Genomic DNA, 26,598 nt, shown 5'->3' with positions numbered 1-26,598 from the left:
CATGTTGTCGCCCTTGCACAAGCAGCTGTTAAACAATTATCAGCAGGATTTTCCGCTCAGCCCCACTCCGTATCGGGATATTGCCGAGCAGTTGGGTGTCAGCGAGGACGAGGTTTTGTCGGCGTTTCAGGCCTTATCCGAGCAACAAATGATCAGCCGCATCGGCCCGGTGATTGCGCCGAATGCGATAGGCAACAGCGCGCTGGTGGCGATGGCGGTGCCGGAAGCGGATTTGCCGCGCGTCGCCGAATTGGTCAGCGCCTATCCGGAAGTCAATCACAATTACGAGCGGGAAAACCGCTTCAATCTGTGGTTTGTGTTGATTGCTGACGGCGAAGCCCATCTGCAGGCGGTGATTGCCGATATTGAAGCAAAAACCGGTTACCGAGCCATGCCGCTGCCGATGTTGGCCGATTATTTCATCAACCTGGGTTTCGAGTTGAATCTGCATGATTGACGCTATCGATTTTCAGCTGATTGCGGCCGTGCAGGCCGGCCTGCCGATCGCGGCCCGGCCCTATGCCGCGATAGCCGAGCAATTGGCGCTCAGCGAGCAGGACGTCATCAACCGCTTGATGAGTCTGAAAACCCAAGGATTGATCAAGCGCTGGGGGGTGGTGGTCAAACACAGGCAGCTGGGCTACCGGGCCAATGCGATGATCGTGATGGATATTCCGGACGAAGATGTGGCGGCGGTTGGCCAACGGGTCAGTCAACAGCAATGCGTCAATCTGTGCTACCAGCGGCCGCGGCAGGGCGAAACCTGGCCGTACAACCTGTATTGCATGATACACGGCAAGAGCCGCGAATTGGTGCTGCAGCAATGGGCGGCGTTGCAGCAAAGCTGCGGCTTGTCCGGCATCGCGTTCGAAGTACTGTTCAGCCGCCGCTGTTTCAAGCAGCGCGGGGCGCTTTATCGGCAGCCACAGCTGGAGGTCGGCCATGGATGACATCGACAAAACCATCATCAACCGGCTGCAACAGGATTTTCCAATCTGCGAAGCGCCGTATCGGCGGGTGGCCGATCAACTCGGCATCACCGAAGCGGATTTACTGAACAGGCTGCAACGCTTGCTGGCCGACGGCGTGTTGTCGCGCTTCGGGCCGATGTATCACGCCGAGCACATGGGCGGCGCGCTGACATTGGCGGCTCTCAAGGTGCCGGATGAACGTTTCGAGGAAGTGACCGAAATCGTCAACGGTTTTCCGGAAGTGGCGCATAACTATGCCAGGAACCATAGTTTGAATATGTGGTTTGTGCTGGCTACCGAAAGGCCGGAACAAGTGCAAGACGTAATCGGGCAAATCGAACTGCAAACCGGTCTGAGCGTCTACAACATGCCGAAAATCAGCGAATATTACGTGGGTTTGCAGCTGGAAGCCTGATGAAACTCGACGCGATAGACCGACAAATCATCCAGGCCACCCAAGCCGGTTTGCCATTGGTGGCCGAACCGTATCGGGCCGTGGCCGAGCAATTGGGCCTGAGCGCCCAGGAAGTGATGCTGCGCATGGCCGACATGCGGGAGGCCGGCGTGATCCGCCGTATCGCCGCCGTGCCCAATCATTACAAACTCGGTTATCGATATAACGGCATGACGGTCTGGGATGTCGACGATAACCACGTAGACATGCTGGGGCAACGTGTCGCCGAACTGCCCTTTGTCAGCCATTGCTATCAACGGCCCCGCTATCTGCCGGATTGGCCGTATAACCTGTTCGCCATGGTGCATGGCAAGACCGAGCAGGACGCAGAGCGGCAGATAGCCATTATTGCCGATTTGCTGGGTGCTGATTCCCGCCGGCAGACGGTGCTGTACAGCAGCAAAATCTTGAAGAAAACCGGCTTACGGATAACGGGGTAACAGATGTTTCGACTCAGCCAATACACGCGCGAACTATTGCAGCCGACGCCATTGACCCCGCCGCGCAAACCGTCGGGGCCGGTGGTAATCTGGAATCTGATCCGCCGTTGCAACCTGACCTGTAAGCATTGCTATACCACCTCCGCCGACATCAATTTCCCCGGCGAATTGTCCACGCCGGAAATATACGCGGTGATGGACGACCTGAAAGCCTTCAAAGTGCCGGTGCTGATTTTGTCCGGCGGCGAACCGCTGCTGCATCCGGATATTTTTGCCATCTCGCAGCGGGCCCGCGACATGGGCTTTTATGTGGCCTTGTCCAGCAACGGCACGCTGATTAATGAAAACAATATCGAGCAAATTGCCGCCATCGACTATCAATACATCGGCGTCAGCCTGGATGGCATGCGCGAAGCGCACGACAAGTTCCGCCAGAAACAGGGTTCATTCGACGCCTCGTTGGCGGGGATTCGCTTGTGCCGGGAGCACAATATCAAAGCCGGCGTGCGCTTCACGTTGACGCAGGATAATGCCCACGATTTCGACGCGCTGTTGCAATTGATGGACGACGAAGACATCGATAAATTTTATCTGTCGCATCTGAATTACGGCGGCCGCGGCAACAAAAACCGTAAGGACGATGCCGCGTTCCAATTGACCCGGCAGGTGATGGATATGCTGTTCGAGAAATCTTTAAGTTGGGAGCAACAGGGATTGCAGCGGGAAGTGGTCACCGGCAATAACGATGCCGACGCGGTGTACTTTCTGCATTGGGTCAAGCGCCGCTTTCCCGAGCACGCGGAACATATGCAGGCCAAACTGCGGCAATGGGGCGGCAATGCCTCCGGCGTTAACGTCGCCAACATCGATAATCTCGGCAACGTGCATCCCGATACCTTTTGGTGGCACTATGGCTTAGGCAATGTTCGGAACAGGCCGTTTTCCGAAATCTGGCCAGATGTGTCCGACCCGTTAATGGCGGGTTTGAAATCCGTACCCAGGCCGCTAAAGGGCCGCTGCGGTAGCTGCCATTACCAAGCCATTTGTAACGGCAACACCCGGGTGCGGGCTCATCAAATCAGCGGGGATTTTTGGGCCGAAGATCCGGGCTGTTATTTGGATGATGATGAGATTGAGGCTAGCTCCGAACAATAACAAGAAAGCGCATGGACAGCTGTCGATGCCGAGGATTTTATCCGAACTTGTCGGGAATGGTTTAATCCGTTAGCTCCGGTGTTTTAATTTCGAAGGCCGGGCATCGGTGATTTATAAAGAGAATGAACCGACGCGAACAACTTCGCCGTCACGGCGCGTTATTCCGGGGGCGTTGCAAATCATCTAGCGGGGTGATATGCCGATACGATCCATGAAATCAAAATTTTTAAAAGTTTAGCGAGCATTGATGTTGGCATGATTGAAATCACACCGTTTTCGCTCCAACACCAAACCGGTGTCATTGAATTGATTTTACCAATCCAGCAACGCGAATTCGGTATCGATATAACGTTGGCGGAGCAGCCCGATTTACTGGAAGTCCCCGTGTTTTATCAAAACGGCGGCGGCAATTTCTGGGTGGCGCTGGACGATGGCGTGGTGATCGGCTGTATTGCTCTGCTGGACATCGGAAATAATCAGGCCGCGTTACGTAAAATGTTCGTCGCCGCGCCGTGGCGCGGCAAGCAATATGGCGTTGCCGATGCGTTGCTGGCGGAACTGTTGGCCTGGAGCCGACGGAACCGGATACGGCAAATCTATCTGGGGACTACTGCGCAATTCACCGCCGCCCAGCGTTTTTACCGTAAGAACGGATTTACTGAAATAGCTAAAGCCGATTTGCCAGCCTGTTTTCCGTTGATGCTGGTGGACAGCGTGTTCTTCTGTCGAGGCCTCGATTTCGGCGAGATCGCCGAATAATTTTTCCAGCTAGCCAGAGCCAGGGCCGATTGGCTTCCGGCAGCGTCGTTCATGGTGCCTGATTTCGCGTTTGCATTTTGCTAAATGCCCACCAGCGCCAAAGATGGCATCATTAATGACAGTCATGCTGGCTCAGGGATACAACGCCACGGTTTCCAAACCTTGTTGTTCGGGCAAGTCAAACATCAGATTCATGTTCTGCACCGCCTGCCCCGATGCGCCTTTCACCAGATTATCGATCACCGACAAAATCACCACCGTGTCGTCGCCTTGCGGTTGGTGCACTGCAATCTGGCAGCGGTTGCTGCCGCGCACGTTGCGGGTATCGGCATGGGTGCCGGCCGGTAATACATCGACAAAACGCTCGGTTTGATAACGTTGCTCGAACACGGTTTGCAGATCTACGCCGGTATTTAAGCGCGCATACAACGTGGCGTGAATCCCGCGTATCATCGGCGTCAAATGCGGCACAAAGGTCAGACCGACGTTTTGCGGCGAGGCCAGTTGCAGGCCTTGCCGGATTTCCGGCAAATGCCGGTGGCCGGACACCGCATAGGCCTTGAAGCTTTCGCCGGTTTCACTCATCAGGGATGAAATTTCCGCCTTGCGCCCCGCGCCGCTGACGCCGGATTTGACGTCCGCAATCAGATGCCCCGCATCGATCAGGCCGGCTTCCAGCAGCGGCAAAAAGCCCAGTTGCACCGCCGTCGGATAACAGCCCGGACAGGCGATCAGGCTGGCCTGCTTGATCGCTTGCCGATTGACTTCCGGCAAGCCATAGACCGCTTCGGCAATCAGCTCGGGACTGGCATGACGCATGCCGTACCATTTTTCCCATTCATGCACCTCCTTGATCCGAAAATCGGCCGACAGATCGATGATCTTGATACCGCGCGCCAGCAAATCCGCCGCCATGGTCATAGCCGTGCCGTTTGGGGTGGCGAAAAACACCACGTCGCAGCCGGCTAAATTGTCCAGGTCGGGCAGCGTAAACACCAGGTCGCACAAACCTCTGAGGCTGGGATACAAATTATCCACCCGTTGCCCGGCATCGGCGCGCGAGGTTACCGTGGCAACCTCTACTGCCGGATGCAATGCCAATATCCGCAACAATTCGACCCCGGTATACCCGGTCCCGCCCACTATGCCAGCCCGTATCATGTTTTGTCCGTCTCGCTAATTACCAGTATAAAGAGGATCAGGCCGGCAAAAACCGCCGTGCCGCCAAATCCATAACCCGCATATAATAAAGACTATCGGCCATCCTAAAAACCCTTAAGTCATGCGTGCGATTGAAATAATTCCAAATTCCGTCGAAAACCGGTTGCGGTTGGGTGAGTTTTCGCGCCCTTCGCCGGCCGCGGATCAGGTATTGATCAAGGTCGCCGCTGCCGGTGTCAACCGCCCGGACTTGATGCAACGTCAGGGCGTATATCCGCCTCCACCCGGCGCCTCGCCTATCCTGGGGTTGGAGGTGGCCGGAACCATAGCTGAAATCGGCGACAAGGACAGTGCTTATCGAGTCGGCGATACGGTGTGCGCGTTGGTTACCGGCGGCGGTTATGCCGAATATTGTCTGGCCAGCGCGGCCTGCTGCCTGCCGGTACCGCAAGGCTTTAGTTTCACGCAGGCAGCCGCCTTGCCGGAAACCCTGTTCACGGTCTGGAGTAATCTGTTCGATCGCGGCCATTTGTTGCCCGGAGAAAGCCTGCTGGTGCATGGCGGCGGCAGCGGTATCGGCACCACGGCCATCCAGTTGGCTAAAGCCTTGGGCAACAGCATTTATGTCACGGCCGGCAGCGAGGAAAAATGTCGGCGCTGTCTCGACTTGGGCGCCGATGCCGCGATTAATTACCGGCAACAGGATTTCGTCGAAACCGTCAACCGCCTGACCGATGGCAAGGGCGTGGATCTGATTCTGGACATGGTCGGCGGCGATTATTTTCCGCGCAATCTGAAATGCCTGGCGATCGACGGGCGCTTGCTGCAAATCGCGATTCAAAACGGCGGCAAAAGCGAAATCAATTTATGGCATGTCATGCTCAAACGCCAGACCATTACCGGCTCCACCCTCAGGGCCAGAGACGACGGCTTCAAGGGCGAGATTGCCGGGAAATTGCGGGAAAAGGTTTGGTCGCTGCTGGCGGCGGGTAACATTAAACCCGTAATCGACTCGGTATTTCCGCTGGCGGACGCGGAGCAAGCCCATGCCCGCATGGCCGGCAACCAACATTTCGGCAAAATCATACTGGAGATCTAAATGGCCCATACCACACTCATTTCCGCAGCCACATTGGCGGATAACCTGGAAAAAACCGACTGGGTGATTTTCGACTGCCGCTTCTCGCTGGCCGACGGCAAGGCCGGAGCCAAGGCATATCGCCAAGGCCACATTCCCGGCGCCCGTTATGCGGATTTAAACAACGATTTGTCGTCGCCGGTTAAAAGCTATACCGGCCGCCATCCGCTACCGGACTTTGCGCAGTTGGCCCAAAAGTTGGGGACTTGGGGAGTCGGCAACCGTACTCAGGTCGTGGCCTACGATGATGCCGGCGGCGCCTTTGCCGGCCGGCTATGGTGGTTGCTACGCTGCATGGGCCATGAACAGGTGGCGGTACTGGACGGTGGCATTCGGCATTGGCAAACACAAGGCTTACCTCTGACCACCGTATTGCCGAGAATAAGCCCCAGTCAGTTCCGCGGTTATCTGGACCACAAGCAATGGCTGAAGGCGGCGGAAGTCGAAAACGCCCTGGCCGTTGGCGGCATTACCTTGATCGACGCCCGCACTCCGGAACGCTTTGCCGGATTGCAGGAGCCGATCGATCCGGTTGCCGGCCATGTGCCCAAGGCCCTGAACCGGCCTTTTCAATTGAACCTCGATAATACTGGCTTGTTTCTGCCGGCTAGCGAGCTAAAACAACAGTTCCAGACTTTGATCGGACCCCGCCCTCCAGAGCAAGTCGTACACATGTGTGGTTCCGGCGTCACCGCCTGTCATAACCTGTTGGCGATGGAGCTTGCGGGATTGAGCGGTTCGAAATTATATGCCGGCTCCTGGAGCGAATGGATAGTCGACAAAAATCGCGCGGTGGCTCAAACGCATTGCCGGTAGGTTCACGCGGTCGGTTACTGATAAAATCCCAGTCTTTGCCTTCCATCCAATCATGCGATTAATCCGGGGTTTGAATCATCTTGAGCCGTTACATGACGGCTGCGTGCTGACGATAGGCAATTTCGACGGCTTGCATTTAGGGCACCAACGCGTGATCGAACGCCTGGCCGAGCATGGCCGGTGTTTGCAATTGCCGACGGTGGCGATGATTTTCGAGCCGCAACCGTTGGAATATTTTCTCGGCGATCATGCGCCGTCGCGGCTGACCCGCTTACGTGAAAAAGTGATTCAATTCGCCAAATTGCCGATCGACGAGTTGCTGGTATTGCCGTTCAATCGCGTGCTGGCCGATTACGACGCCGACCATTTCATTCTGGATATTTTGCTGAATAAACTCAACATCAAGCACTTGGTCGTCGGCGACGATTTTCATTTCGGCAAAGCCAGGCGCGGCAATTTTGCCTTGCTGCAACACCGTGGCCAGGAGTTCGGATTTTCGGTCGAATCCACCGATTCGTTCGAGCTGGACGGTCTACGCATCAGCAGCACCCTGATTCGCGACGCGCTAGGCGAGGGCGATTTAGTACAGGCTAAAACCTTGTTGGGGCGCGATTACTCGGTATGCGGCCGGGTTGCTCATGGCGATAAGCGTGGACGCGAGCTGGGTTTTCCGACCGCCAATCTGCAAATGTTCCGCAAGAACAGTCCGCTGGTGGGGGTATTCGCGGTGACGATGACCGGGCTGGGGGGCTGTGAGCTGCGAGGCGTCGCCAATCTGGGTAATCGGCCAACTTTCGAAGGTGGAGGCAAAGCCGTGCTGGAAACCCATTTATTCGATTTCAATCGCGACATCTATGGCCACTATGTCGAAGTTCATTTCAAAGCCAAGCTGCGCGATGAAGCCCGCTTCGAATCACTGGCCGCGTTGAAAAGTCAAATCCAGCGCGACATCGAAGCCGCGCATGATTTTTTCCGGCAACACCCGCATGTCTGACAACGAAAAAAATATCGAATCGCCCTGTGTGCGCAATTGCTGCCTGAATGAGCACAACATTTGTTTGGGTTGTTTTCGATCATTGGAAGAAATTTGCAATTGGTCGCGGGCCGATTCTCGATTACGCCAACAATTTTTGCTGAATGCGGAGCGGAGGCGGCGGCATTACGATCAGACACAAGCCGGGGCATGTATTTCTAAGACACATTCGGAATAGAGCAAAGGCCGCTATTCCTTCCATGTCTCCACGGCTGATTAGAAAATCGGCACCACCAACACAAATACAAACGCAATTACCGTCCAAATCACAATCTTGGTTTTCAGCGGCGTATTGCGCCAGGCGGTTGCTAATTCAGCTTTCAAGGCCTGTTTACGATCTTCCGCCGCCCGAATCCGTTTCAGGGCGCCTTTGAAGGTGTTTCTTTCCCGCTTTTCCTGATCTTCATACAGCAGTTCGTCCAGCTGGGAATAAAACACGTCGCAACTGGGACATTTGTATTCCTCGCCTTGCCTGGGTTGGCCGCATTTTGGGCAGTTTTTCATGAACTCTCCTTAAATGGAGCAGCCTTGATCGATAGTTATCAAGGCTGCGGGTCGACATTTGTTATAAATTGATGAATGCCGATAAGCTTAGGCGGCGATGCCATTGTGTCTTAACAAGGCGTCGATATTGGGTTCCCGGCCGCGGAAATTGATGAATAGGTTCATCGCATTGTCGCTGCCGCCTTGTTCCAGGATGTTTTGCAAAAAGGATTCGCCGGTGGCGCGGTCGAAGATACCTTTTTCCTCGAACAGCGAAAAGGCGTCCGCCGACAATACTTCCGCCCATTTGTAGCTGTAATAGCCCGCCGCGTAACCGCCGGCGAAAATGTGCGAGAAGCTATGGGCGAAGCGGTTGAATTCCGGTACTTTTACCACCGCGATCTGGTCGCGGACCTGTTGTAGGATTTGATAAATCCGGCCGCCTTTATCCGGGTCATAGTTTTGATGGATTTTGAAGTCGAACAGGCTGAATTCCAGTTGGCGTACCATCAGCATGCCGGCCTGGAAGTTCTTGGCCGCCAGCATTTTGTCGAACAAGGCGTCCGGCAATGCTTCGCCGGTTTGATAGTGGCCGGAAATCAAGCTTAGGGCTTCTTTTTCCCAGCACCAGTTCTCCATGAATTGGCTGGGCAGTTCCACCGCATCCCACTCGACGCCGTTGATGCCGGACACGCCCAAATGGTCGATCCGGGTCAGCATGTGATGCAAACCATGGCCGAATTCGTGGAACAGGGTTTGCACTTCGTCGTGGGTCAACAGGGCCGGCTCGTTGCCGGTCGGCGGCGTGAAATTGCAGGTCAGATAGGCGACCGGATTTTGCAAGCCGTCGCTGGTTTTTTTCCGGCAAACGCAGTCGTCCATCCAGGCGCCGCCGCGTTTTTTGGCGCGGGCGTACAAATCCAGGTAGAAGCGTCCCCGTAACTGGCCGTTTTGGTCGAGGATTTGGTAGAAACGCACGTCTGGATGCCAGCTATCGAAGTCTTTGATTTCGCTGATTTGCAGGCCATAAAGCCGCTCGACGATAGCGAACAGGCCGGGCACGACCTTGGTGTCGGGGAAATAAGCCTTCACTTCTTCCTGCGACAGTTGGTAGAAATGCTGGCGCATTTTCTCCGAGTAATAGCCTATGTCCCAGGATTGCAGGTCGTGGATGCCGTGTTCGGCGGCGGCGAACTCCTTCAGCTCGGTCAGGTCGCTACGAGCCTGACGCCAGGATTTATCCGCCAAGTCTTCCAGAAATTTCACTACATCGTCGGTCGATTTGGCCATCTTGGTCGATAGGGAATATTCGGCGTAGTTGTTAAAACCCAGCAATTGGGCTTTTTCATGACGTAGGGCCAGGATTTGTTCCATCACCTCCGAATTGTCCCAACGGCCGGCATGCGGGCCTTGGTCGGACGCGCGGGTGCAGAAGGCTTCGTAGTGTTCACGGCGTAGTTCGCGGTTGTCGGCGTAGGTCATGACCGCCAGATAGGACGGGAATTGCAGATTAATCAACCAGCCATCCTTGCCTTCGGCCTCGGCCGCTTGTTTGGCTTGCGCCAGCGCCGATTCGGGCAGGCCGGCCAGATCGTCGCCATGGGTGATCTGTTTATGCCAAGCATTGGTCGCATCCAGCAGGTTTTCTTCGTATTGACTGCCCAGTTTCGATAATTGTTGGCTGATTTCCTTGTAGCGGGCTTGCTTGTCGGCTGGCAAGTCGACGCCGGACAAATGAAAGTCGCGCAATGAATTCGTGACGATTCTTTGCTGAGCCCGGTCCAGGGAGGCAAACTCGGCGCTGTCGCGGAGGGACTGGTAGGCTTGGTAAAGTGCTTTGTTTTGGCCGACTTCGGTGGCGTATTCGCTGAGTTTGGCTAGGCAGGCGTTGTAGGCATCGCGCATCGCTTCGCTGTTGACCACCGAGTTCATGTGGCTGACCGGCGACCAGGTTTTATTCAGCCTATCCTCGGCCTCGTCGATCGGTTCGATCAGGTTGTCCCAAGTATAAGGCGCACTGGCTTGCAAGCATCTTTCTATGGTTTGCCGGGCGTCTGACAGTCGCTGGTTGATGGCCGGTTCCACGTGTTCGGGCAGAATTTGGGAAAATTGGGGAAGTTCGGTATTTTCGAGCAAGGGATTGGTCATGTCGGTTATTTATAGGGTCAATAAACGTTAGGATAACAGTTGCATGGCCGCATGAATGCGGTTTTGGGCTTGGTGCAGAATGGATAGCGAGAAATCCGGATTGAGTTTGCCTTCATTGATTTTCGAGTAGGCCGGGATCGAATTTATGTAGGGTAGCCCCGTGGATTTTCGGGTGCCGAAGTAGCTGTGCAGTTTGGCAAGAATCACAATGTCGGGCAGGGTTAGCTGGTCGCCGCCATCGTACAGCCAGTTTTCCGCCAGATAAGGGATGTTGCAGAGTTCGGCCGAAAAGCCCAGGGTATGCAGCACCAATGATCCGACCGGGCCTCTTAGGTAGGGCAGCGAGGATTGCAGCTCGGCGAGATTGGGACTTTTGTCCGGGAACTGTTCGGCAAAATGCAACAACGGAATCGCGCCGATGTCGCAGACCAGGCCCGCCAGCAGGGCGTCTTCGGGGTCTATGTTGCTGCATTCCAGAGCCAGAACGAAACTGAGGCTGGAAACATACAGGCTGTCTTTCCACAACTGTTGCATGCCTTTCATCAGTTCGGGATTCTTGCAGTTGAACAGTTGTTTCAGGCTGATACCTAATACTAATTTGCGCGTGGCATTCAGGCCTATCCGATTGACGGCATCCAGACAGTTTTTGATCGGTATGGCCGATGCATAGAGCGGGCTGTTGGCAACCTGAATCAGTTTGGCGACGATGGGTGGATCGATATGGATGATGTCTACCGCTTGTTTGATGCCGATGTCGCGGTTCATGGCCTGCTTCAGTTTCAAGGCCACGTTCGGCAGCGAGGGTAGGCGTAATTTGTTTTCTCGATAGGCGTGAGTAAAACTATCGAAAAACTGCCGGTTGCTGATTTCTTCGGGTAATTGAATATCCAGCAGTTCCACGCAGGATACTTGTTCGTGGCACTGTTTGGCCCATAGCAGATTGATTTCGGAAGATAGCTTTAGAATGGTGACATCGGTCAGCGCATGGGCCGTGGCGCCGAAGTTTTTACCGCTATTCAGCGGTAGTGCGGCCAGAGTCGTGCCTTCGCGGACTTCGTAATGGTTTTCGCTATCGGGATGTAAGCTAAGCTCGCCTTCCAGTAGATAGTAAACGCCATCGGATGGCTGGTCGTGTTCAAAGATGATGGCGTCCTTGGGATACAGCAAGCTGGTATGGGCAAGGGTTGCGACTATTTGTGGGTCAATGTCGCGTAAAGGGGCGAATTTTTTTAATTGTTCAACGCTCAGGTTTTGCTGGCACTCGACTAATGCTTGAGAAGGGCCAGGACGCACGGGGCGGGCAATCGGCGTGGAAACGCGATTGGCCGCTTGTGTCTCCCCGGAGTCGTCCGAAACCGACTTGCCGAACAAATTTGTAAACCAATTCATGACTTAGGCCCTGAAAAAACCCATGGCTTCGGTAATTTGTTGTTTAGCCTCATGTAATGCCTGCAGCGACATGTCTGGCGTCAGTCTGCTTTCTCCAAGCTTTAGAAATGCCGGCAAGGTATTGAGCGGCGGCAGATTGTGGCTTTGGCCGCCGCCGAGCTGGGCGTGAAAACGGGCCAACAACACTATATCACTCATTTGTAGCGCCGGCTTTTCGTCGTGATACCAATTGCCGGTTTGAGTGGGGATTTGCAACAAGTGTTCGGGAAAATGCCACTTATTCAATATGAATACTCCGACCAAGCCTTGTAAAACCGCAATGGTCCGATCCAGTTCCAGGTCAGTGTATTGGCCGTCTTTCAGGGTTTCGGCATGGGTGATGATGGGCAATGCGCCGATATTATGAATCAGCCCGGCCAGCAGGGCTTCGTCGGGATTGATTTTATGCGTCAGGCTGGCCAATGTGTAACTGAGGCTGGCGATTTGTATGCTTTGCTTCCACAGTTGTTGCACGCGCTGGTTTAGATGCTTATTGCCGCTACGGAACAAGTTGTGCAGACTGATACTGGTGACCAAGTTCTGCGTGGTTTTCAATCCTAGGCGATTAATGGCATCGTGGCTTTTGGCGGCGGGGTTTACCGTCCTGTACAACGGGCTATTGGCGACTTGAATCAGTTTCGAGGAGATCACCGGGTCCAGATTGATGATTTTTACCGCGTCGGCGACGCTGATTTCTTTTTGCAGGGCGCTTCTTAGTCTTATGGCGACATCCGGTAAGCTGGGGACTCGCAGATTATCCTGTCGAAACGCGGTGCAAAAGCCATGAAAAAAGTCGCTGTTGACCAAATCCGGCGGAATGTCTTGCGGATTGATCAGCGGATTATTGATAAAAGCCGCCTTGGCGCCACGTTGCAAGGCCGATAGCGGCAGGTAGATGATACTGGCCGCCGATTGGGCTATCGCGCTGAAATGATGTTCGGTGTGGGTGGATAAAGGGTAACAGGCTTTAAAGGTGGTGTCGTCGACACTGTAGCCGTTGCCGTCGGCGGCTTCCAGAAATACCTGGCCGGAATGTAGGTATATCAAGCTGTCCGCGCTTTCGCCGCGATTGAATATGAGTTGTCCGGGCTTGAAATGGCGCTGGGTGACAGGCAGCGTTTGCAGTTCGGTGATAGGTAAATCCCCCACCGGAATCAGTTTTTGTAAAAAATCCAAGGGCAGGGTTGATGGCGCGGTTGTCGGCGCGCGGACGCTCGTCTCTGTTTTTTTTGGGGATTTTTTTAAAAAGCTCCAGAACATGGGCTTGTTAGCCGGCAAATAAAGTCAATGCGGCATGAATTTTAGCCTTGGCATCATGCAGTATGGACAAGGTATTTTCAGGCGAGAGAGCGATGTTTTTCAACTTGCCGGCGGCCGGGATGGCGGTGATGGACGGCAATTCGTTGGTGGATTTTTTGCCGATCAGGGCATGTAAACGCGATAGTACGACGATGTCGGTCAACGACAGTGTTTCGCTGTTGTTTTGATACCAGTTTCTGGAGTTCAAGGCTACGTGGATGAATTCATCGGCGAACTTCCACTCATTCAGCACGGTGGCGCTCACCGCGCCAACCACAACCGGCATGGCCTGCTTAATTTCCTCTTCAATGATGAATTCCTTGGGTAGGTTGGAGACAAAACTGAGGAAGGGTATTGCGCCGATGTCGCAGACTAGGCCCGCCAATAGCGCGTCTTCGGGATTGGCCTGCTTGCTGGATGCGGCCAAAACATGACATAAGGCCGACAGATACAGGCTTTGTCGCCACAGTTTTTCCAGGCGCTCTTTGATGACTTGGGAGTTGCTGGTGAAAATCTGTTTGATGCTGAGCGCTATGACCAAACTGCGAGTAGCGTTAAGGCCGATGCGGTTGACGGCGTCCAGGCAGTTTCGGGTCGGGACCACGGTCAGGTAAAGCGGGCAATTGGCTACTTCGATCAGCTTGGCGGAAATGACCGGATCGAGTTGAATGATTTTTACCGCATCTTCCAGGTTGACATCTTGTTGGATTGCCTGGTGTAAACGCATCGCTACCTTGGGTAGCGAGGGTATTTCCAGTTCATGGTTTTGATAGTGGTCGGCGAATAATGCCAAGACTTGGTTGTCGCGTAGTTTCTCCGGTATTTCCAATGCTTTATGCTGGAAACGGTTGCTGACGGACATGATATTTAGCGATACCCGCAGTATGCCGATATCGGATAGTGCAACCGCCGTGGTGGGATGTTTGGTGCAGCAACAAATCGGGAATTTGGCCTGGGCGCTACCGGCTTCAACCGTATAACTGCGGCCGTTCTGATCGGTAACGTTGATGCTGCCGCTAATCAGGTAAATCGCGCAATCGGACGGGGTGTCGATCTTGAACAAGGTGGTGCCGGCGGCGATCAGCTCAACGTGATTTTCCATCGCAAAGCTTTGACGGATTTCTTCGCTAAGATTTCGAATCGGAAAAAGCTGTGCAAGTACTTCGGGCGAAATCTTTTCACCGAAACGAGGCTCGGATGAAGAGAGTTTGTCAAAAAAACCTTTGATTGAAGCCATTTCTTTCCTGATTTTGTCGCATTGAATCTAGGCCGTGGTTATTGGCGATTTTCCCAGTGCCCACAGCCTGGGTCAATAGTCAGGCGGACGGAAGGGTTTTACCGCGTTCGCTATTCAGCAGTTCGATGACTGCGCTTGTTTGAGGCCGGATACCTCGCCATAACGCGAATGCTTCGGCCGCTTGTTCCACCAGCATGCCCAGTCCGTCAAGGCTCAGGCGGGCATGTTGTGCAATACCCCAGCGTACGAATGTCGTTGGCTCGTTGCCGTAAGCCAGATCGTAACAGCAACCTTGTTCGGATAGCAGGTTGTCGGCTAGCGGCGGTAATTGACCGTTCAGGCTGGCGGAAGTAGCGTTGATAATCAAGTCAAACCGTTGTCGATCCAGGTTGGGATAATCGCTGCTGATCACCTCACCTAAATGGGCGAATTCGGCGGCAATGATTTCGGCTTTGCCTAGAGTGCGGTTGGCGATGGTGATTTGCTCCGGGTGGTGTTCCAGCATTGGCGCAAGGATGCCGCGAGTGGCGCCGCCCGCGCCCAGAATTAAAATCCGTCGGCCCGATAATTTTATCGCGTGGTTGATGGTCAAATCCGTGACCAAGCCAGTGCCGTCGGTATTTTCACCGAGGATGCCGCCGTCGTCTTGCAGGACTAGGGTGTTGACGGCCTTGCTTAGACGGGCGCGTTCGGTGAGGTTATCGGCGTATCGCCAAGCCAGTTCCTTCAGCGGGACGGTACAGTTCAGGCCTTTGCCGCCTTGACTGAAAAACTTGTCGGCGGCTGAATTGAAGGCGTCGGCGGATACTTCCTGGGCAATATAACTCAGGGTTTGCCCGGTTTGTTCGGCAAACAACTGATGTATGCGCGGCGATTTACTGTGTGTAATCGGTTGGCCGAAAACGGCATAGGCGTCAACTTTCATCTTCGGTACGGTATTTACTAGCCCAATAGCCCCATAAAAAACTGCCGATTACGACAACGATGGCTAGCGATACACAGGCCCAGATAAAGGGCTGGACGTAGGCGACGATGATGGCGCAGGCCGCCAGGAAAAAACCGAGCAGGCTGAACTGCCAACCGATGCGGGCGCCATCGAGCATGGTGGATAATGCCAGTATCAGCAAAATAACCAAGGTGGCGCCGATCTCAGACAGTTGCCCTGATTTATTCAGCAGCGACGCCGCGCCGACAATGATCAAGGTATGCAGCCAGTGCAGCCCTTGCTGTTTGACGATTTGGCCAAAGTCTTCTTCCCTGGTTTTGGCTTGCAACCAGGATACGAATAGCGAGAGCAAGCTAAACACAAACACCATCAACAGCCAGTAGCCGTAGCCGTCGTGCACGGAAAAGTCGGTAATGATGATGCCCAGTAGCGACAAAATGATCAGTAAGATAAAGACCCCTTCTTCGATGCCAAAGTGGCGGCGGGAGGGAAGGGGTTGTTCGTCTTCGAATTCGTCGGAATCGGGTACATGCATAATTGTTTACCTTAGTGGTGGTGATCAATCAGCCATTGGGCGGCGGATTTGGCGAAATAAGTCAGAATGGCATCGCAACCGGCGCGTTTGAACGACAACAGTGATTCCATGACGACTTGTTTTTCATCCAGCCAGCCATTTTGCGCGGCGGCTTTTAACATAGCGTATTCGCCACTGACCTGATAAGCGAAAGTCGGTACTCCAAATTGATCCTTGGCGCGGCGGATGATGTCGAGATAAGGCATGCCGGGTTTGACCATGATCATATCCGCGCCTTCTTGTAAATCCAGAGCAATTTCCCGCAGGGCTTCGTCGGAATTGGCCGGATCCATTTGATAACTGTATTTGTTGCCGCCACCGAGATTGCCGGCGGAACCAACCGCGTCGCGGAAAGGGCCGTAGAAGCCGGAGGCATATTTGGCGGAATAGGCCAGTATTCGGGTGTTGACGTGGCCATGGTTTTCCAGGGTCTGACGGATGGCGCCGATACGGCCGTCCATCATGTCCGAGGGGGCGACGATGTCGGCGCCGGCTTCGGCGTGAGATAGGGCTTGTTTGCAAAGCACTTCGACGGTTGGGTCGTTGACGACATAACCACGATCGTCGATCAGGCCGTCTTGACCATGCGAGGTGAAAGGGTCCAACGCAACATCGGTAATGACGCCCAATTCTGGAAACGCGGTTTTCAGTGCCCTGACGCTACGCTGCGCCAATCCTCCGGGATTGAAGGCTTCACTGGCGTCCAGTGATTTTTGGTTGGGATCGATGACCGGAAACAACGCAACCGCCGGTATGCCAAGATTGAGCAAGGATTCGGCTTCCTTGAGTAATAGGTCCAGCGATAGTCTGCTGACGCCCGGCATGGAGGCAACCTGTTCTTGTCGGTTATTGCCTTCAATTACAAACAAAGGGCAAATCAAATCGTCGACCGATAAATGATGTTCTCGCATTAGGCGGCGCGAGAATGCCTGATAGCGCATTCTGCGCAAGCGAGTAGCGGGGAAAAAGTCTTTAGGGGGTGACATCTTTTCCATAGTAAAATAATAAAGTCTTTGCTGGTCTGATTTGAGATTGGCGAGAAATTGTAGATATTATTGTAACAGTGTATCGATTCCGGCAGCTTGAATTTAGCCGGTGATACGTCATCTTAGGCGGTTATAACAATCATGAAACGTTATTTAAAAGTAGTACTAATTTTGTTGTTTAGTTTTTTTGCAAACGTTCTGGTGGTGGCCCAGTCCAGTGCTGCTGATTTAATCGAGCCGCAAAAGCTGATCGAAGATGCATCCAGTCAGTTAAAAGTGCGGATGCAGGATCCCGGGTTTACCAAGGATTTTCGCAAGATTACCGAGTTTGTACATTCAGTAATCTATCCGCGCGCGGATTTCGATCTGATTTCCTCGTTGGTGCTGGGTAAGCTCTGGAAAGAAGCGTCTTTATCGGAAAAAGATGCGTTTAAAAGAGAGTTTCAAACCTTATTGATCAGAACCTACTCTAGGGCATTTGTCGAATTCAAGGAATGGAATGTCAGGTTTTTGCCGATCAACCCCGAAGAAGACGAGCGTAAGGTGATGGTCAAAACCGAAATATTGCAGCCTGGTTTGCAACCTATCGCGGTGAACTACCGGATGTTGTTCAACAAGGGCGAATGGAAGGTTTACGATATTTTGATCGAAGGGGTCAGTTTGGTCACAAACTATAGAACCAGCTTCAAAAACGAAGTCGAGCGTACCGGTTCCTTGCAGGAAGTGATCAATCAATTGGCTAAACGCAATAACGAAGCCCTGGCCGGCAACAACCATTCATAATTTCCCCGTTCCACGTCCCGGTTTTAACGAGCCGGGACGCAATCCCTTATGTCATTTCACAAAGATTCTCTTCATGCCAACCCGCTTGGCGAAATCGCGACAGTTAAATTTGATGAATTCGTAGTCAATGTGTTTCCGAACATAATCTCGGCGATAGGGTTGTTGGCGGAATCGTTCTCGGTGCATCGGCAACGTTTTTTAATTGCGGGCTTCATTGGCGCGGAAATCTGGTTTCAGTATTTCATTTCGCTTCGATGATGGCGTTGAAATGATGGATTACAGCCCGTTTTACCAGGTGTTGGAACAGGCCGGCGGGGCTGCTTGGGTCAAGTGGATTTCCGAACAGGTCGAGATCGCTTTCGATCAGCAATCGCACGGCGATTTGGCTCGTTGGCAAAAGGTAGTGGATGGCTTGCCTAACTTGTCTCCAAGCAGTGTCGATTTACTCGAGTCGGTTCGGATCGGTAACTGCGAGGATTTGTCGGACCAACTTCGTTCGCGGTTACGGGAAAGTTTGCAACAATTGCATCCGTGGCGTAAAGGTCCTTATCGGGTATTTGGAATTGATGTCGATACCGAATGGCGATCGGATTGGAAATGGGATCGATTGAAAAATCATATTTCGCCGCTGCATAATCGGGCGGTTCTGGATGTCGGGTGTGGAAACGGATATCACTGCTGGCGCATGCTGGGGGCCGGGGCGCGGTTGGCTGTTGGGGTAGATCCGACGTTGCTCAATATTATGCAGTTTAAGGCTTTGCGCAAATTGTACGGGGATGCGGCGATCTACTTGCTGCCATTGGGTATTGAGCAAATGCCGGCTGAGATGAAGTTTTTCGATACTGTATTTTCAATGGGAGTTTTGTATCACAGGCGCTCGCCAATCGATCATCTGCTGGAATTGAAAGGTTGTTTACGCGCGGGTGGTGAGTTGGTTCTAGAAACCTTGGTGGTCAAGGGTGATGCCTCTACGGTATTGCTGCCCGAGAGGCGCTATGCCCAAATGCGTAATGTATGGTTTCTGCCGAGTATCGAAGCCTTGATGCTATGGATGCGGCGCTGCGGCTTTAAAAACGTCAGGCTGTGTGATGTTTCTAAAACAACCGTGCAAGAGCAGCGTGGCACGGAGTGGATGCGATTTAATTCGTTGCGGGATTTTCTTGATCCCACAAATGATGAGTTGACTTGCGAAGGGCTGCCGGCGCCGGTTAGGGCGATTATTATTGCCAGTGTCGAGTAATTGTGTGGTAAGCAAGGATTGTAAAAAAATCAACCCGGTCTAAGCTAGTGGTCGGGTTCGGTGGATTTTTCTTGGGGGGAAGGGACTTTCCTGGGCCTGTGTTATTCATAACCCCATAATTTAGGAGAGATTCCATGAAAAAGTTCATGTTTATTCTGCTTTTGTGCCCGCTGCATGTTTTGGCGGAGCCGGTTAATATTAATCAGGCAGATCCGGAAACCATTTCGAAAGCCTTAACCGGGATAGGGCCTAAGAAAGCGGAAGCCATTGTTCAATATAGAAAAGAACACGGAGATTTTGAATCGTTGAAAGATCTCGAGAAGGTCAGCGGCATAGGTGAAAAAACCATTCAAGCCAATGAAAAAGACATTTTGTTTACCGGGAATTCCGCTGAAAGCCGGCCGGTGGAAAAAGTGGCTGAGCCAGCCAAGAAGGAAGATACCGCCAAAAAAACCAAACAATAGCAGTTAGAATGACGGGGGCATTGTCCGGCCTGGGCCATGCCCCCCGATCAAACGACTTCATGAGTAAATAACTGCTGGATGACGCTTGGGTTCGCCAGCAGCGGGTTCAATCAGAAATGCTGGGTTAGTGTGGAATCGCAGGCATTGACAGGCATCCCATTTCTATCTTACAGTTACAGACGCATCACAAGTATGTGACAAGCCTAGCGGATTGCGGCAGTTGGCAAAATCGGCTATTACTAAAAATTAAAACTTTCGGAGCACATCACATGGCAAGACCATTAATTCAAATGGCGTTGGACTCACTGGACTTCAACCAAACCGTAGCATTGGCTGATCAAGTAGCGCCTTATGTTGATATTTTTGAAATTGGTACCCCTTGCATCAAATACAACGGTATCAATCTGGTTAAAGAATTGAGACAACGCTTTCCAGACAAACTGTTGTTGGTTGACCTGAAAACCATGGACGCTGGCGAATACGAAGCCGGTGCGTTCTATGCCGCTGGCGCTGACATCTGTACCGTATTGGGCGTATCAGGCCTGGCTACTATCGCTGGCGTGATCAAAGCCGCGAAAAAATACGCTGCTGAAACCCAAATCGACTTAATCAATGTTGCGGACAAAGCAGAATGCGCTAGAGAGTCTGTAAAATTGGGCGCGCAAATCGTCGGTATTCACACCGGTCTGGATGCACAAGCAGCCGGCCAAACACCATTCGGCGACTTGAATGACATCGCTCGTCTGGGTCTGGGTGTTCGCATTTCCGTTGCCGGCGGTATCAAACCCGCAACCGTTCAACAAGTCGTTGAGGCCGGTGCAAACATTATCGTGGTTGGCGCGGCTATTTACGGCGCTCCATCACCTGCTGAAGCTGCACGTGAAATTCGTGAACTGGTTGACGCAGCGGCGGTATAAGTCATGCATCAGCAGTTAATTATTGACAAAATTTCCGGTATTCTGGAAGCAACTCCTGATTCGTACGACAAAGTTTTGACCGATATGCTGGATCAGGCTAAGCGGGTATTCGTATCCGGCGCCGGCCGTTCAGGTTTGATTGGTCGTTTTTTTGCCATGCGCCTGATGCACAGCGGCTACGATGTCAGCGTGGTTGGTGAAATCGTTACGCCCAGTATCAAAGCCGGGGATCTGTTGATCATCATCTCCGGTTCCGGTGAAACTGAACAGCTTGTGGCATTCACCAAAAAAGCTAAGGAAATCGGCGCTAAAATCTGCTTGATTTCCGCAAAAGATGATTCGACTATTGGCGATATGGCTGATGTTACCCTGCAAATCGGCAGAGCAGAGCAATATGGCAAAGTCAAAGGCATGCCCATGGGTACTGTGTTTGAACTGTCAACATTGTTTTTCCTGGAAGCCACTATTTCTCATGTGATTCATGACAAGGGCATTCCGGAAGAAGAGATGAGATCAAGACACGCTAACTTAGAGTAAAGCGTTTGACCCGCGGCCGTTTGAGGTCGCGGGTCTTTTACTTTTTTGGGTGTCAAGGTGTTACCGATTCCAGCAGTCTGAAAACGAGAGTGTGGTGTTGGTTGTCCTTGCAATTCATCAAGCCTCAGCCATAACGATGTTTGGATAAGCAAACGTCGAACCTAAACATAATAAAAAGGAGACTAACATGCCTTCGCGCCGAGACTTAGCGAACGCCATCCGCGCACTCAGCATGGACGCCGTACAAAAAGCCAACTCAGGACACCCTGGAGCCCCGATGGGGATGGCTGACATTGCGGAAGTATTGTGGAACGATTTTCTGCAACACAACCCTAGCAACCCAAAATGGGCCAACCGCGACCGTTTCATCCTGTCCAACGGTCACGGCTCCATGCTGATTTATTCCTTGTTGCATTTGGCCGGCTACAACCTGCCGATCGAAGAATTGAAACAGTTCCGCCAACTGCACTCACAAACCCCAGGCCATCCTGAATACGGTTATACCGACGGCGTTGAAACCACCACCGGTCCTCTGGGTCAAGGCATCACCAATGCCGTGGGTTTCGCCCTGGCGGAACGCACCCTGGCCGGTCAATTCAACCGTCCCGGTCACGACATCGTCGATCACCACACTTACGTATTCATGGGTGACGGCTGCCTGATGGAAGGCATCTCCCACGAAGCCTGCTCACTGGCCGGCTCGATGAAACTGGGCAAACTGATCGCCTTCTACGACGACAACAACATTTCCATCGACGGCGAAGTACGTGGTCACGGCAACGTTAACGGCTGGTTCCTGGACGACACTCCGAAACGTTTCGAAGCCTACGGCTGGCACGTCATCCCCAAAGTCGACGGCCACAACCCCGATGCAGTCAAAAAAGCCATCGAAGAAGCCAAAAAAGTCAGCGACAAACCGACCATCATCTGCTGCCAAACCATCATCGGTTTCGGTTCGCCGAACAAACAAGGCAAGGAAGAGTGTCATGGTGCCGCGCTGGGTGAAGCTGAAATTGCACTGACCCGCGAACAACTGGGCTGGCCGCATGCGCCGTTCGAAATCCCCGCCGACATCAAAGCGGCTTGGGATGCCAATGCCAAAGGTGCACGTCTGGAAAGTGCCTGGAACGACAAATTTGCTGCTTACCAAGCCGCTCACCCCGAATTGGCTGCGGAATTTAAACGCCGCATGGCCGGCGAACTGCCAGCCGATTGGGCGGAAAAATCCAATGCCTTCATCGCCGAAGTCAATGCCAAAGGCGAAACCATCGCCAGCCGCAAAGCCTCGCAAAACACCCTGAACGGCTTCGGCCCGTTGTTGCCGGAACTGCTGGGCGGCTCCGCCGACCTGGCCGGTTCTAACCTGACCTTGTGGTCAGGCTGCAAAGACGTCTGCGCCCCCGGTCATGACGGTAACTACATCTACTACGGCGTCCGTGAATTCGGCATGAGCGCCATCATGAACGGCCTCGTGCTGCACGGCGGCTTCAAGCCTTACGGCGCCACCTTCCTGATGTTCTCGGAATACGCCCGTAACGCCCTGCGTATGGCGGCACTGATGAAAGCACCGACCATCTTCGTCTACACCCACGACTCCATCGGTCTGGGCGAAGACGGTCCGACTCACCAACCGATCGAGCAAACCGCTACCTTGCGCATGATTCCCAACATGCAAGTCTGGCGCCCCTGCGACGCGGTCGAGTCTGCGGTTAGCTGGAAAGCCGCCATCGAACGTAAAGACGGCCCAAGCACTCTGATCTTCTCGCGTCAAAACCTGCCGCACATGGCACGCAGCCAAGCGCAGATCGACGCGATCGGCAAAGGCGGCTACATCTTGAAAGACAGCGACGGTACACCGGATGCGATCATCATCGCCACCGGCTCCGAAGTCGAGCTGGCCGTGAAAGCCGCGGAAGCCTTGGCTGCCAAAGGCAAGAAAATCCGCGTGGTGTCCATGCCGTCGACCAACGTGTTCGAAGCGCAAGACCAAGCTTACAAAGACAGCGTATTGCCGCCTAGCATCGGCAATCGCGTGGTGGTTGAGGCTGGCGTCACCGATAGTTGGTGGAAATATGCCGGCAGCAATGGCAAAATCGTAGGTTTAGACCGCTTCGGCGAATCCGCGCCAGCCGGACAGCTGTTCAAGGAGTTCGGCTTTACCGTGGAAAATGTCGTAGCCAACGTGGAAGCAGTGCTGTAAAAATAACAAATTGAGGCTTGCTATACCAAGCCTCAATAGGGTTCAACGAATCATAGGTGATAAACGTGAAAAAGAATGAATTGACTAAAGCCATCTTGGCTGCATTGGTACTTGCCAGCTCTTCGGTAATGGCTGAGTCTGACTATCCCGCGTCGGACTATCAGCCTAAAGTGCTTTATAGCGACCCTGATTATAAAGCGTCTGAAACTAAATCAGAGTCCGCACCTACTGCGGCTGTGAAACAGACAGCAACCGAGGTCGAAGCGGATCCAGCTTATCCGGCGACAAACTTCCAACCCAAAGTACTGTACAGTGACCCCGCGTATAAACACAGCGCGTCGGCTCCAAGCGCTGGCTCTTCTTCAACATCGTCCGCTTCCGCAACTTCCGCGGAAGCAGCGGTAGATGTCATCCAGAATGAAAAGGCAGCTTCTTCCGATTTTTCATATATCGGTTTGATTCTGTTGGCTGTAGCTGGATTTTTTGTTTATAACAAAAAATCCGCCAAATCGGTTGCTGGCTCGGCGGCGGAGGATTATGCGGTTTCGACTGGTGCGACTGGGGTTGAAAAGTACCTGGAAAAAATTGGTGCCAATAAAACCGGCGTGGCTAAATATTTGGAAAAACAAACAGCTAATCCCGCTACGGGCGTGGCAAAATATATGGCCAAGCAGATCGTCAAGGACAAAGAAGCCGCAGCGGCGCGCGCTACCGGTGTTGAAAAATATTTGCGCGATAAAGGCTAATAGCTCTATTGGGTGGCGCTTACTGAAAATTCGATTCAAGTTTGGGGCACTGTACATTTAGTATACAAACGATATTGCTAGACCAGATCGCCACAAGTTGCGCCTTAGTTGACTGCCCTGTGTAGGCTAAGGTTGCAAGGAGTGGCGATTTTGCTCTTAAAGTCAAATACCTAAAACAATCGAAAAAATTGTTTTCAGTCACTTCTTACGGAAACATTCCGTCTCGACCGAAGTCTAGGCGGAAATGTCGAATACAGATTTAAATTTAATTTACATAACGAGGATATTTTCATGGCAAGAAATTTACTTGAACAACTCCGCGAAATGACAGTCGTTGTCGCGGATACAGGCGACATTCAGGCGATTGAGACATTTAAGCCGAGAGATGCAACCACCAACCCTTCCCTGATTACCGCCGCTGCTCAAATGCCGCAATATCAAGGAATTGTTGACGATACCTTGAAAGGTGCAAGAGCGACTCTGGGCGCGGATGCATCAGCGGCCGAAGTTGTTTCCTTGGCTTTCGACCGTTTGGCGGTTTCTTTTGGTCTGAAAATTTTGGAAATCATCGAAGGTCGAGTTTCAACCGAAGTCGACGCGCGTTTGTCTTTCGATGTCGAAGGCTCCATTGCAAAAGGTCGTGACCTGATTGCGCAATACGAAGCCGCCGGTATCTCTAAAGATCGCGTGCTGATTAAAATTGCCGCGACCTGGGAAGGTATTCAAGCCGCCGCTGTTTTAGAAAAAGAAGGCATTCATTGTAATCTGACTTTGCTGTTCGGCATGCACCAAGCGATCGCTTGCGCGGAAAACGGCATTACCCTGATTTCGCCATTCGTGGGCCGTATTCTGGATTGGTACAAAAAAGACACCGGTCGCGATTCATATGCACCAGCAGAAGATCCGGGTGTATTGTCGGTTACCGATGTGTACAACTATTACAAAAAATTCGGTTACAAAACCGAAGTTATGGGCGCCAGCTTCAGAAACATTGGCGAAATCACCGAACTGGCCGGTTGCGATTTATTGACCATCGCTCCATCTCTGTTGGCCGAACTGCAATCCGTTGAAGGCGATCTGCCACGTAAATTGGACCCAGCAAAAGCAGCAACTTCCTCCATCGAGAAAATTTCTGTCGACAAAGCGACTTTCGAACGTATGCACGAAGAGAACCGCATGGCCAAGGATAAATTGGCGGAAGGTATCGACGGTTTCGCCAAAGCGTTGGAAACCTTGGAAAAATTGTTGTCGGATCGTTTGGCTAGCCTGGAAGCATAAAAAGACTGTGCGCGGAGTCTTTAGTCTCCGCGCACGCTCCAATTTCGATTTAGTTCGGATTGTTTTTATCGGCAATCCGATTCCTCAGCGGGACTCATTGCATGTCACAAAAAATTTTAGATGTTGTTAAACCCGGTGTCGTAACCGGCGAAGATGTACAAAAAATCTTTGCAATCTGCAAGGAAAACCATTTTGCGTTGCCAGCGGTCAACGTGATCAGCACCGATACCATTAACTCGGTTTTGGAAGCAGCCGCGAAAGTAAAATCGGCGGTTGTGATTCAGTTTTCAAATGGCGGCGCGGCGTTCGTTGCCGGTAAAGGTTTGAAACTGGAAGGCCAAGGTTGTTCTATCGTCGGCGCCATTTCCGGTGCTCAACACGTGCATCTGATGGCCGAGCATTATGGCGTGCCAGTCATCTTGCATACCGATCACGCGGCGAAAAAACTGCTGCCATGGATTGACGGATTATTGGATGCGGGCGAGAAACATTTTGCGGCGACCGGTAAACCCTTATTCAGCTCGCACATGCTGGATTTGTCCGAAGAAAGCCTGGAAGAAAATATCGAAATTTGCGGCAAATATCTGGAGCGCATGTCGAAAATGGGCATGACCCTGGAAATCGAGTTGGGCTGCACTGGAGGTGAAGAAGACGGCGTTGACAATAGCGGCATGGATCACTCGGCGTTGTACACCCAGCCGGAAGACGTGGCTTACGCTTACGAGCAATTGAGCAAAATCAGCCACCGATTCACCATCGCGGCGTCGTTTGGCAACGTTCACGGCGTTTATTCGCCAGGTAACGTTAAATTGACTCCGACCATTCTGGCAAATTCACAAAAATATGTTTCCGAAAAATTCGGTTTGCCGCATAACACATTGAACTTCGTATTCCACGGCGGTTCCGGGTCTTCTCCAGAAGAAATCAAGGAATCCATCAGTTATGGCGTGGTTAAAATGAACATCGACACCGATACCCAATGGGCAAGTTGGGCGGGTGTGATGGAGTTTTACAAGAAAAATGAAGGTTATCTGCAAGGTCAAATCGGCAACCCTGAAGGCGCCGACAAACCAAACAAAAAATACTACGATCCACGCGTTTGGCAACGTGCGGGTCAGGTTGGTATGGTGACTCGTTTAGAGCAAGCATTCCAAGAGTTAAATGCGGTAAATTCGTTGTAAATCAATAAGGAGACGGTAAAGAATCTACATTTCTTGACTGTCCTCGCTCTTTGTTGCACCAGTCAAAACTTTGACTGGTGCAATCACGTCAAAACATATTCTGCAAATTATCGCCGCTTTTCCGGAGTATCTGGATTTCGCCGGCATTCGGGCTGTTCTTCTAATACAATGTTTTTTCTTGTATTATCAATAACGATGAGTGGATTAATAACACGGAGCATTGA

Annotated in this window: 29 protein-coding genes; 20 read left to right on the top strand and 9 right to left on the bottom strand. The window is 52.5% G+C overall.

What is annotated here, in order from left to right:
- Position 1 precedes the first annotated feature (1 nt).
- The 6 genes from IVG45_RS15040 to IVG45_RS15015 all read left to right on the top strand — a co-directional run bounded on the left by IVG45_RS15040 (position 2) and on the right by IVG45_RS15015 (position 3,779).
- Positions 2–457, top strand: a complete 456-nt coding sequence (locus tag IVG45_RS15040) for an Lrp/AsnC family transcriptional regulator (RefSeq protein WP_196434622.1) — start codon at positions 2–4, stop codon at positions 455–457.
- On the top strand, positions 450–950 hold the full coding sequence (gene ahbB / locus IVG45_RS15035; protein ID WP_196434621.1) for a siroheme decarboxylase subunit beta: 501 nt from the start codon (positions 450–452) through the stop codon (positions 948–950). The genes IVG45_RS15040 and ahbB (IVG45_RS15035) overlap by 8 nt, the downstream gene beginning before the upstream one ends.
- A complete protein-coding gene (locus IVG45_RS15030) occupies positions 943–1,386 on the top strand; it encodes an Lrp/AsnC family transcriptional regulator (RefSeq protein WP_196434620.1) in 444 nt (147 codons plus the stop codon). The genes ahbB (IVG45_RS15035) and IVG45_RS15030 overlap by 8 nt, the downstream gene beginning before the upstream one ends.
- Entirely contained in the window at positions 1,386–1,865 is a 480-nt protein-coding gene (gene ahbB / locus IVG45_RS15025) for a siroheme decarboxylase subunit beta (protein WP_196434619.1), read from the top strand. The genes IVG45_RS15030 and ahbB (IVG45_RS15025) overlap by 1 nt, the downstream gene beginning before the upstream one ends.
- A gap of 3 nt (positions 1,866–1,868) precedes the next feature.
- Positions 1,869–3,020 carry a heme d1 biosynthesis radical SAM protein NirJ gene (gene nirJ / locus IVG45_RS15020; RefSeq protein WP_196434618.1) on the top strand — a complete coding sequence of 384 codons (1,152 nt, stop codon included), beginning with the start codon at positions 1,869–1,871 and terminating at the stop codon, positions 3,018–3,020.
- Between the two features lie 255 nt (positions 3,021–3,275).
- Entirely contained in the window at positions 3,276–3,779 is a 504-nt protein-coding gene (locus tag IVG45_RS15015) for a GNAT family N-acetyltransferase (protein WP_196434617.1), read from the top strand.
- A gap of 132 nt (positions 3,780–3,911) precedes the next feature.
- Here IVG45_RS15015 and argC read toward each other — a convergent pair whose 3' ends face one another.
- Positions 3,912–4,940 (bottom strand): N-acetyl-gamma-glutamyl-phosphate reductase, encoded by a 1,029-nt coding sequence (gene argC, locus IVG45_RS15010; RefSeq protein ID WP_196434616.1) that lies wholly within the window; start codon positions 4,938–4,940, stop codon positions 3,912–3,914.
- Between the two features lie 121 nt (positions 4,941–5,061).
- Between argC and IVG45_RS15005 the strand changes: the two genes are divergently transcribed.
- From IVG45_RS15005 to IVG45_RS14990, 4 genes are read left to right on the top strand one after another with little or no spacing between them, the layout of a single operon-like run.
- Positions 5,062–6,039: an NAD(P)H-quinone oxidoreductase gene (locus tag IVG45_RS15005; RefSeq protein ID WP_196434615.1), complete on the top strand. Its 978-nt coding sequence runs from the start codon at positions 5,062–5,064 to the stop codon at positions 6,037–6,039.
- Entirely contained in the window at positions 6,040–6,894 is an 855-nt protein-coding gene (locus tag IVG45_RS15000) for a sulfurtransferase (protein ID WP_196434614.1), read from the top strand.
- A 52-nt stretch (positions 6,895–6,946) separates the two neighbouring features.
- Entirely contained in the window at positions 6,947–7,888 is a 942-nt protein-coding gene (gene ribF, locus IVG45_RS14995; RefSeq protein ID WP_196434613.1) for a bifunctional riboflavin kinase/FAD synthetase, read from the top strand.
- A complete protein-coding gene (locus IVG45_RS14990; protein ID WP_330165363.1) occupies positions 7,857–8,105 on the top strand; it encodes a DUF1289 domain-containing protein in 249 nt (82 codons plus the stop codon). The genes ribF and IVG45_RS14990 overlap by 32 nt, the downstream gene beginning before the upstream one ends.
- A 38-nt stretch (positions 8,106–8,143) precedes the next feature.
- Here the strand turns inward: IVG45_RS14990 and IVG45_RS14985 are convergent, their stop codons facing one another.
- The 8 genes from IVG45_RS14985 to hemB all read right to left on the bottom strand — a co-directional run bounded on the left by IVG45_RS14985 (position 8,144) and on the right by hemB (position 17,037).
- Positions 8,144–8,431, bottom strand: a complete 288-nt coding sequence (locus IVG45_RS14985; protein WP_196434611.1) for a hypothetical protein — start codon at positions 8,429–8,431, stop codon at positions 8,144–8,146.
- An 87-nt stretch (positions 8,432–8,518) separates the two neighbouring features.
- On the bottom strand, positions 8,519–10,558 hold the full coding sequence (gene prlC, locus IVG45_RS14980; protein ID WP_196434610.1) for an oligopeptidase A: 2,040 nt from the start codon (positions 10,556–10,558) through the stop codon (positions 8,519–8,521).
- Positions 10,559–10,585: 27 nt separating this feature from the next.
- Entirely contained in the window at positions 10,586–11,947 is a 1,362-nt protein-coding gene (locus tag IVG45_RS14975; RefSeq protein ID WP_196434609.1) for an HDOD domain-containing protein, read from the bottom strand.
- Positions 11,948–11,950: 3 nt separating this feature from the next.
- On the bottom strand, positions 11,951–13,162 hold the full coding sequence (locus IVG45_RS14970; RefSeq protein WP_230874601.1) for an HDOD domain-containing protein: 1,212 nt from the start codon (positions 13,160–13,162) through the stop codon (positions 11,951–11,953).
- Positions 13,163–13,253: 91 nt separating this feature from the next.
- Positions 13,254–14,522: an HDOD domain-containing protein gene (locus IVG45_RS14965; protein WP_196434607.1), complete on the bottom strand. Its 1,269-nt coding sequence runs from the start codon at positions 14,520–14,522 to the stop codon at positions 13,254–13,256.
- Positions 14,523–14,601: 79 nt separating this feature from the next.
- A complete protein-coding gene (gene aroE / locus IVG45_RS14960; protein WP_196434606.1) occupies positions 14,602–15,447 on the bottom strand; it encodes a shikimate dehydrogenase in 846 nt (281 codons plus the stop codon).
- Complete coding sequence (locus IVG45_RS14955) at positions 15,437–16,003, bottom strand: hypothetical protein (RefSeq protein ID WP_196434605.1); 567 nt, start codon at positions 16,001–16,003, stop codon at positions 15,437–15,439. The genes aroE and IVG45_RS14955 overlap by 11 nt, the downstream gene beginning before the upstream one ends.
- 11 nt (positions 16,004–16,014) lie before the next feature.
- On the bottom strand, positions 16,015–17,037 hold the full coding sequence (gene hemB, locus IVG45_RS14950) for a porphobilinogen synthase (RefSeq protein WP_196434604.1): 1,023 nt from the start codon (positions 17,035–17,037) through the stop codon (positions 16,015–16,017).
- A 132-nt stretch (positions 17,038–17,169) separates the two neighbouring features.
- On the opposite strand from hemB, the gene IVG45_RS14945 reads away from it, so the two are divergent.
- The 10 genes from IVG45_RS14945 to fbaA all read left to right on the top strand — a co-directional run bounded on the left by IVG45_RS14945 (position 17,170) and on the right by fbaA (position 26,374).
- Positions 17,170–17,811 carry an MlaC/ttg2D family ABC transporter substrate-binding protein gene (locus tag IVG45_RS14945; protein ID WP_196434603.1) on the top strand — a complete coding sequence of 214 codons (642 nt, stop codon included), beginning with the start codon at positions 17,170–17,172 and terminating at the stop codon, positions 17,809–17,811.
- A 48-nt stretch (positions 17,812–17,859) separates the two neighbouring features.
- Entirely contained in the window at positions 17,860–18,069 is a 210-nt protein-coding gene (locus IVG45_RS14940; protein ID WP_196434602.1) for a hypothetical protein, read from the top strand.
- Between the two features lie 10 nt (positions 18,070–18,079).
- Positions 18,080–19,051, top strand: a complete 972-nt coding sequence (gene cmoB / locus IVG45_RS14935; RefSeq protein WP_196434601.1) for a tRNA 5-methoxyuridine(34)/uridine 5-oxyacetic acid(34) synthase CmoB — start codon at positions 18,080–18,082, stop codon at positions 19,049–19,051.
- A 134-nt stretch (positions 19,052–19,185) separates the two neighbouring features.
- Positions 19,186–19,515, top strand: coding sequence for a ComEA family DNA-binding protein (locus IVG45_RS14930; RefSeq protein WP_196434600.1), 330 nt, complete (start codon positions 19,186–19,188; stop codon positions 19,513–19,515).
- Positions 19,516–19,784: 269 nt separating this feature from the next.
- Positions 19,785–20,432, top strand: a complete 648-nt coding sequence (gene hxlA, locus IVG45_RS22690; RefSeq protein ID WP_230874600.1) for a 3-hexulose-6-phosphate synthase — start codon at positions 19,785–19,787, stop codon at positions 20,430–20,432.
- 3 nt (positions 20,433–20,435) lie between these two features.
- Positions 20,436–20,969 (top strand): 6-phospho-3-hexuloisomerase, encoded by a 534-nt coding sequence (hxlB, locus tag IVG45_RS22685; RefSeq protein ID WP_230874599.1) that lies wholly within the window; start codon positions 20,436–20,438, stop codon positions 20,967–20,969.
- A 187-nt stretch (positions 20,970–21,156) separates the two neighbouring features.
- Positions 21,157–23,169, top strand: a complete 2,013-nt coding sequence (gene tkt, locus IVG45_RS14920) for a transketolase (RefSeq protein WP_196434599.1) — start codon at positions 21,157–21,159, stop codon at positions 23,167–23,169.
- A 65-nt stretch (positions 23,170–23,234) separates the two neighbouring features.
- Positions 23,235–23,915 (top strand): hypothetical protein, encoded by a 681-nt coding sequence (locus tag IVG45_RS14915; RefSeq protein WP_196434598.1) that lies wholly within the window; start codon positions 23,235–23,237, stop codon positions 23,913–23,915.
- A gap of 291 nt (positions 23,916–24,206) precedes the next feature.
- Entirely contained in the window at positions 24,207–25,193 is a 987-nt protein-coding gene (locus tag IVG45_RS14910; RefSeq protein ID WP_196434597.1) for a transaldolase, read from the top strand.
- 101 nt (positions 25,194–25,294) lie between these two features.
- On the top strand, positions 25,295–26,374 hold the full coding sequence (fbaA, locus tag IVG45_RS14905; RefSeq protein WP_196434596.1) for a class II fructose-bisphosphate aldolase: 1,080 nt from the start codon (positions 25,295–25,297) through the stop codon (positions 26,372–26,374).
- Positions 26,375–26,598: the final 224 nt, after the last annotated feature.

This window comes from Methylomonas sp. LL1, from assembly GCF_015711015.1.
Lineage (GTDB): Bacteria > Pseudomonadota > Gammaproteobacteria > Methylococcales > Methylomonadaceae > Methylomonas.
The sequence above is the reverse complement of the archived record's forward strand: the minus strand, read 5'-3'. Positions and strand labels throughout refer to the sequence as shown.

Bases quoted from the DNA above. Each gene is read 5' to 3' on its own strand.
- IVG45_RS15005 (WP_196434615.1), top strand. From the start codon at position 5,062: ATGCGTGCGATTGAAATAATTCCAAATTCCGTCGAAAACCGGTTGCGG.
- cmoB (WP_196434601.1), top strand. From the start codon at position 18,080: ATGATGGATTACAGCCCGTTTTACCAGGTGTTGGAACAGGCCGGCGGG.
- IVG45_RS14930 (WP_196434600.1), top strand. From the start codon at position 19,186: ATGAAAAAGTTCATGTTTATTCTGCTTTTGTGCCCGCTGCATGTTTTG.
- ahbB (WP_196434621.1), top strand. From the start codon at position 450: ATGATTGACGCTATCGATTTTCAGCTGATTGCGGCCGTGCAGGCCGGC.
- aroE (WP_196434606.1), bottom strand. From the start codon at position 15,447: ATGAAAGTTGACGCCTATGCCGTTTTCGGCCAACCGATTACACACAGT.
- IVG45_RS14945 (WP_196434603.1), top strand. From the start codon at position 17,170: ATGAAACGTTATTTAAAAGTAGTACTAATTTTGTTGTTTAGTTTTTTT.
- IVG45_RS14975 (WP_196434609.1), bottom strand. From the start codon at position 11,947: ATGAATTGGTTTACAAATTTGTTCGGCAAGTCGGTTTCGGACGACTCC.
- IVG45_RS14990 (WP_330165363.1), top strand. From the start codon at position 7,857: ATGATTTTTTCCGGCAACACCCGCATGTCTGACAACGAAAAAAATATC.
- IVG45_RS15040 (WP_196434622.1), top strand. From the start codon at position 2: ATGTTGTCGCCCTTGCACAAGCAGCTGTTAAACAATTATCAGCAGGAT.
- ahbB (WP_196434619.1), top strand. From the start codon at position 1,386: ATGAAACTCGACGCGATAGACCGACAAATCATCCAGGCCACCCAAGCC.
- hxlB (WP_230874599.1), top strand. From the start codon at position 20,436: ATGCATCAGCAGTTAATTATTGACAAAATTTCCGGTATTCTGGAAGCA.
- nirJ (WP_196434618.1), top strand. From the start codon at position 1,869: ATGTTTCGACTCAGCCAATACACGCGCGAACTATTGCAGCCGACGCCA.
- IVG45_RS15030 (WP_196434620.1), top strand. From the start codon at position 943: ATGGATGACATCGACAAAACCATCATCAACCGGCTGCAACAGGATTTT.
- prlC (WP_196434610.1), bottom strand. From the start codon at position 10,558: ATGACCAATCCCTTGCTCGAAAATACCGAACTTCCCCAATTTTCCCAA.
- IVG45_RS14955 (WP_196434605.1), bottom strand. From the start codon at position 16,003: ATGCATGTACCCGATTCCGACGAATTCGAAGACGAACAACCCCTTCCC.
- ribF (WP_196434613.1), top strand. From the start codon at position 6,947: ATGCGATTAATCCGGGGTTTGAATCATCTTGAGCCGTTACATGACGGC.
- argC (WP_196434616.1), bottom strand. From the start codon at position 4,940: ATGATACGGGCTGGCATAGTGGGCGGGACCGGGTATACCGGGGTCGAA.
- hxlA (WP_230874600.1), top strand. From the start codon at position 19,785: ATGGCAAGACCATTAATTCAAATGGCGTTGGACTCACTGGACTTCAAC.
- IVG45_RS15015 (WP_196434617.1), top strand. From the start codon at position 3,276: ATGATTGAAATCACACCGTTTTCGCTCCAACACCAAACCGGTGTCATT.
- fbaA (WP_196434596.1), top strand. From the start codon at position 25,295: ATGTCACAAAAAATTTTAGATGTTGTTAAACCCGGTGTCGTAACCGGC.
- IVG45_RS14910 (WP_196434597.1), top strand. From the start codon at position 24,207: ATGGCAAGAAATTTACTTGAACAACTCCGCGAAATGACAGTCGTTGTC.
- IVG45_RS14965 (WP_196434607.1), bottom strand. From the start codon at position 14,522: ATGGCTTCAATCAAAGGTTTTTTTGACAAACTCTCTTCATCCGAGCCT.
- IVG45_RS15000 (WP_196434614.1), top strand. From the start codon at position 6,040: ATGGCCCATACCACACTCATTTCCGCAGCCACATTGGCGGATAACCTG.
- tkt (WP_196434599.1), top strand. From the start codon at position 21,157: ATGCCTTCGCGCCGAGACTTAGCGAACGCCATCCGCGCACTCAGCATG.
- hemB (WP_196434604.1), bottom strand. From the start codon at position 17,037: ATGGAAAAGATGTCACCCCCTAAAGACTTTTTCCCCGCTACTCGCTTG.
- IVG45_RS14940 (WP_196434602.1), top strand. From the start codon at position 17,860: ATGTCATTTCACAAAGATTCTCTTCATGCCAACCCGCTTGGCGAAATC.
- IVG45_RS14985 (WP_196434611.1), bottom strand. From the start codon at position 8,431: ATGAAAAACTGCCCAAAATGCGGCCAACCCAGGCAAGGCGAGGAATAC.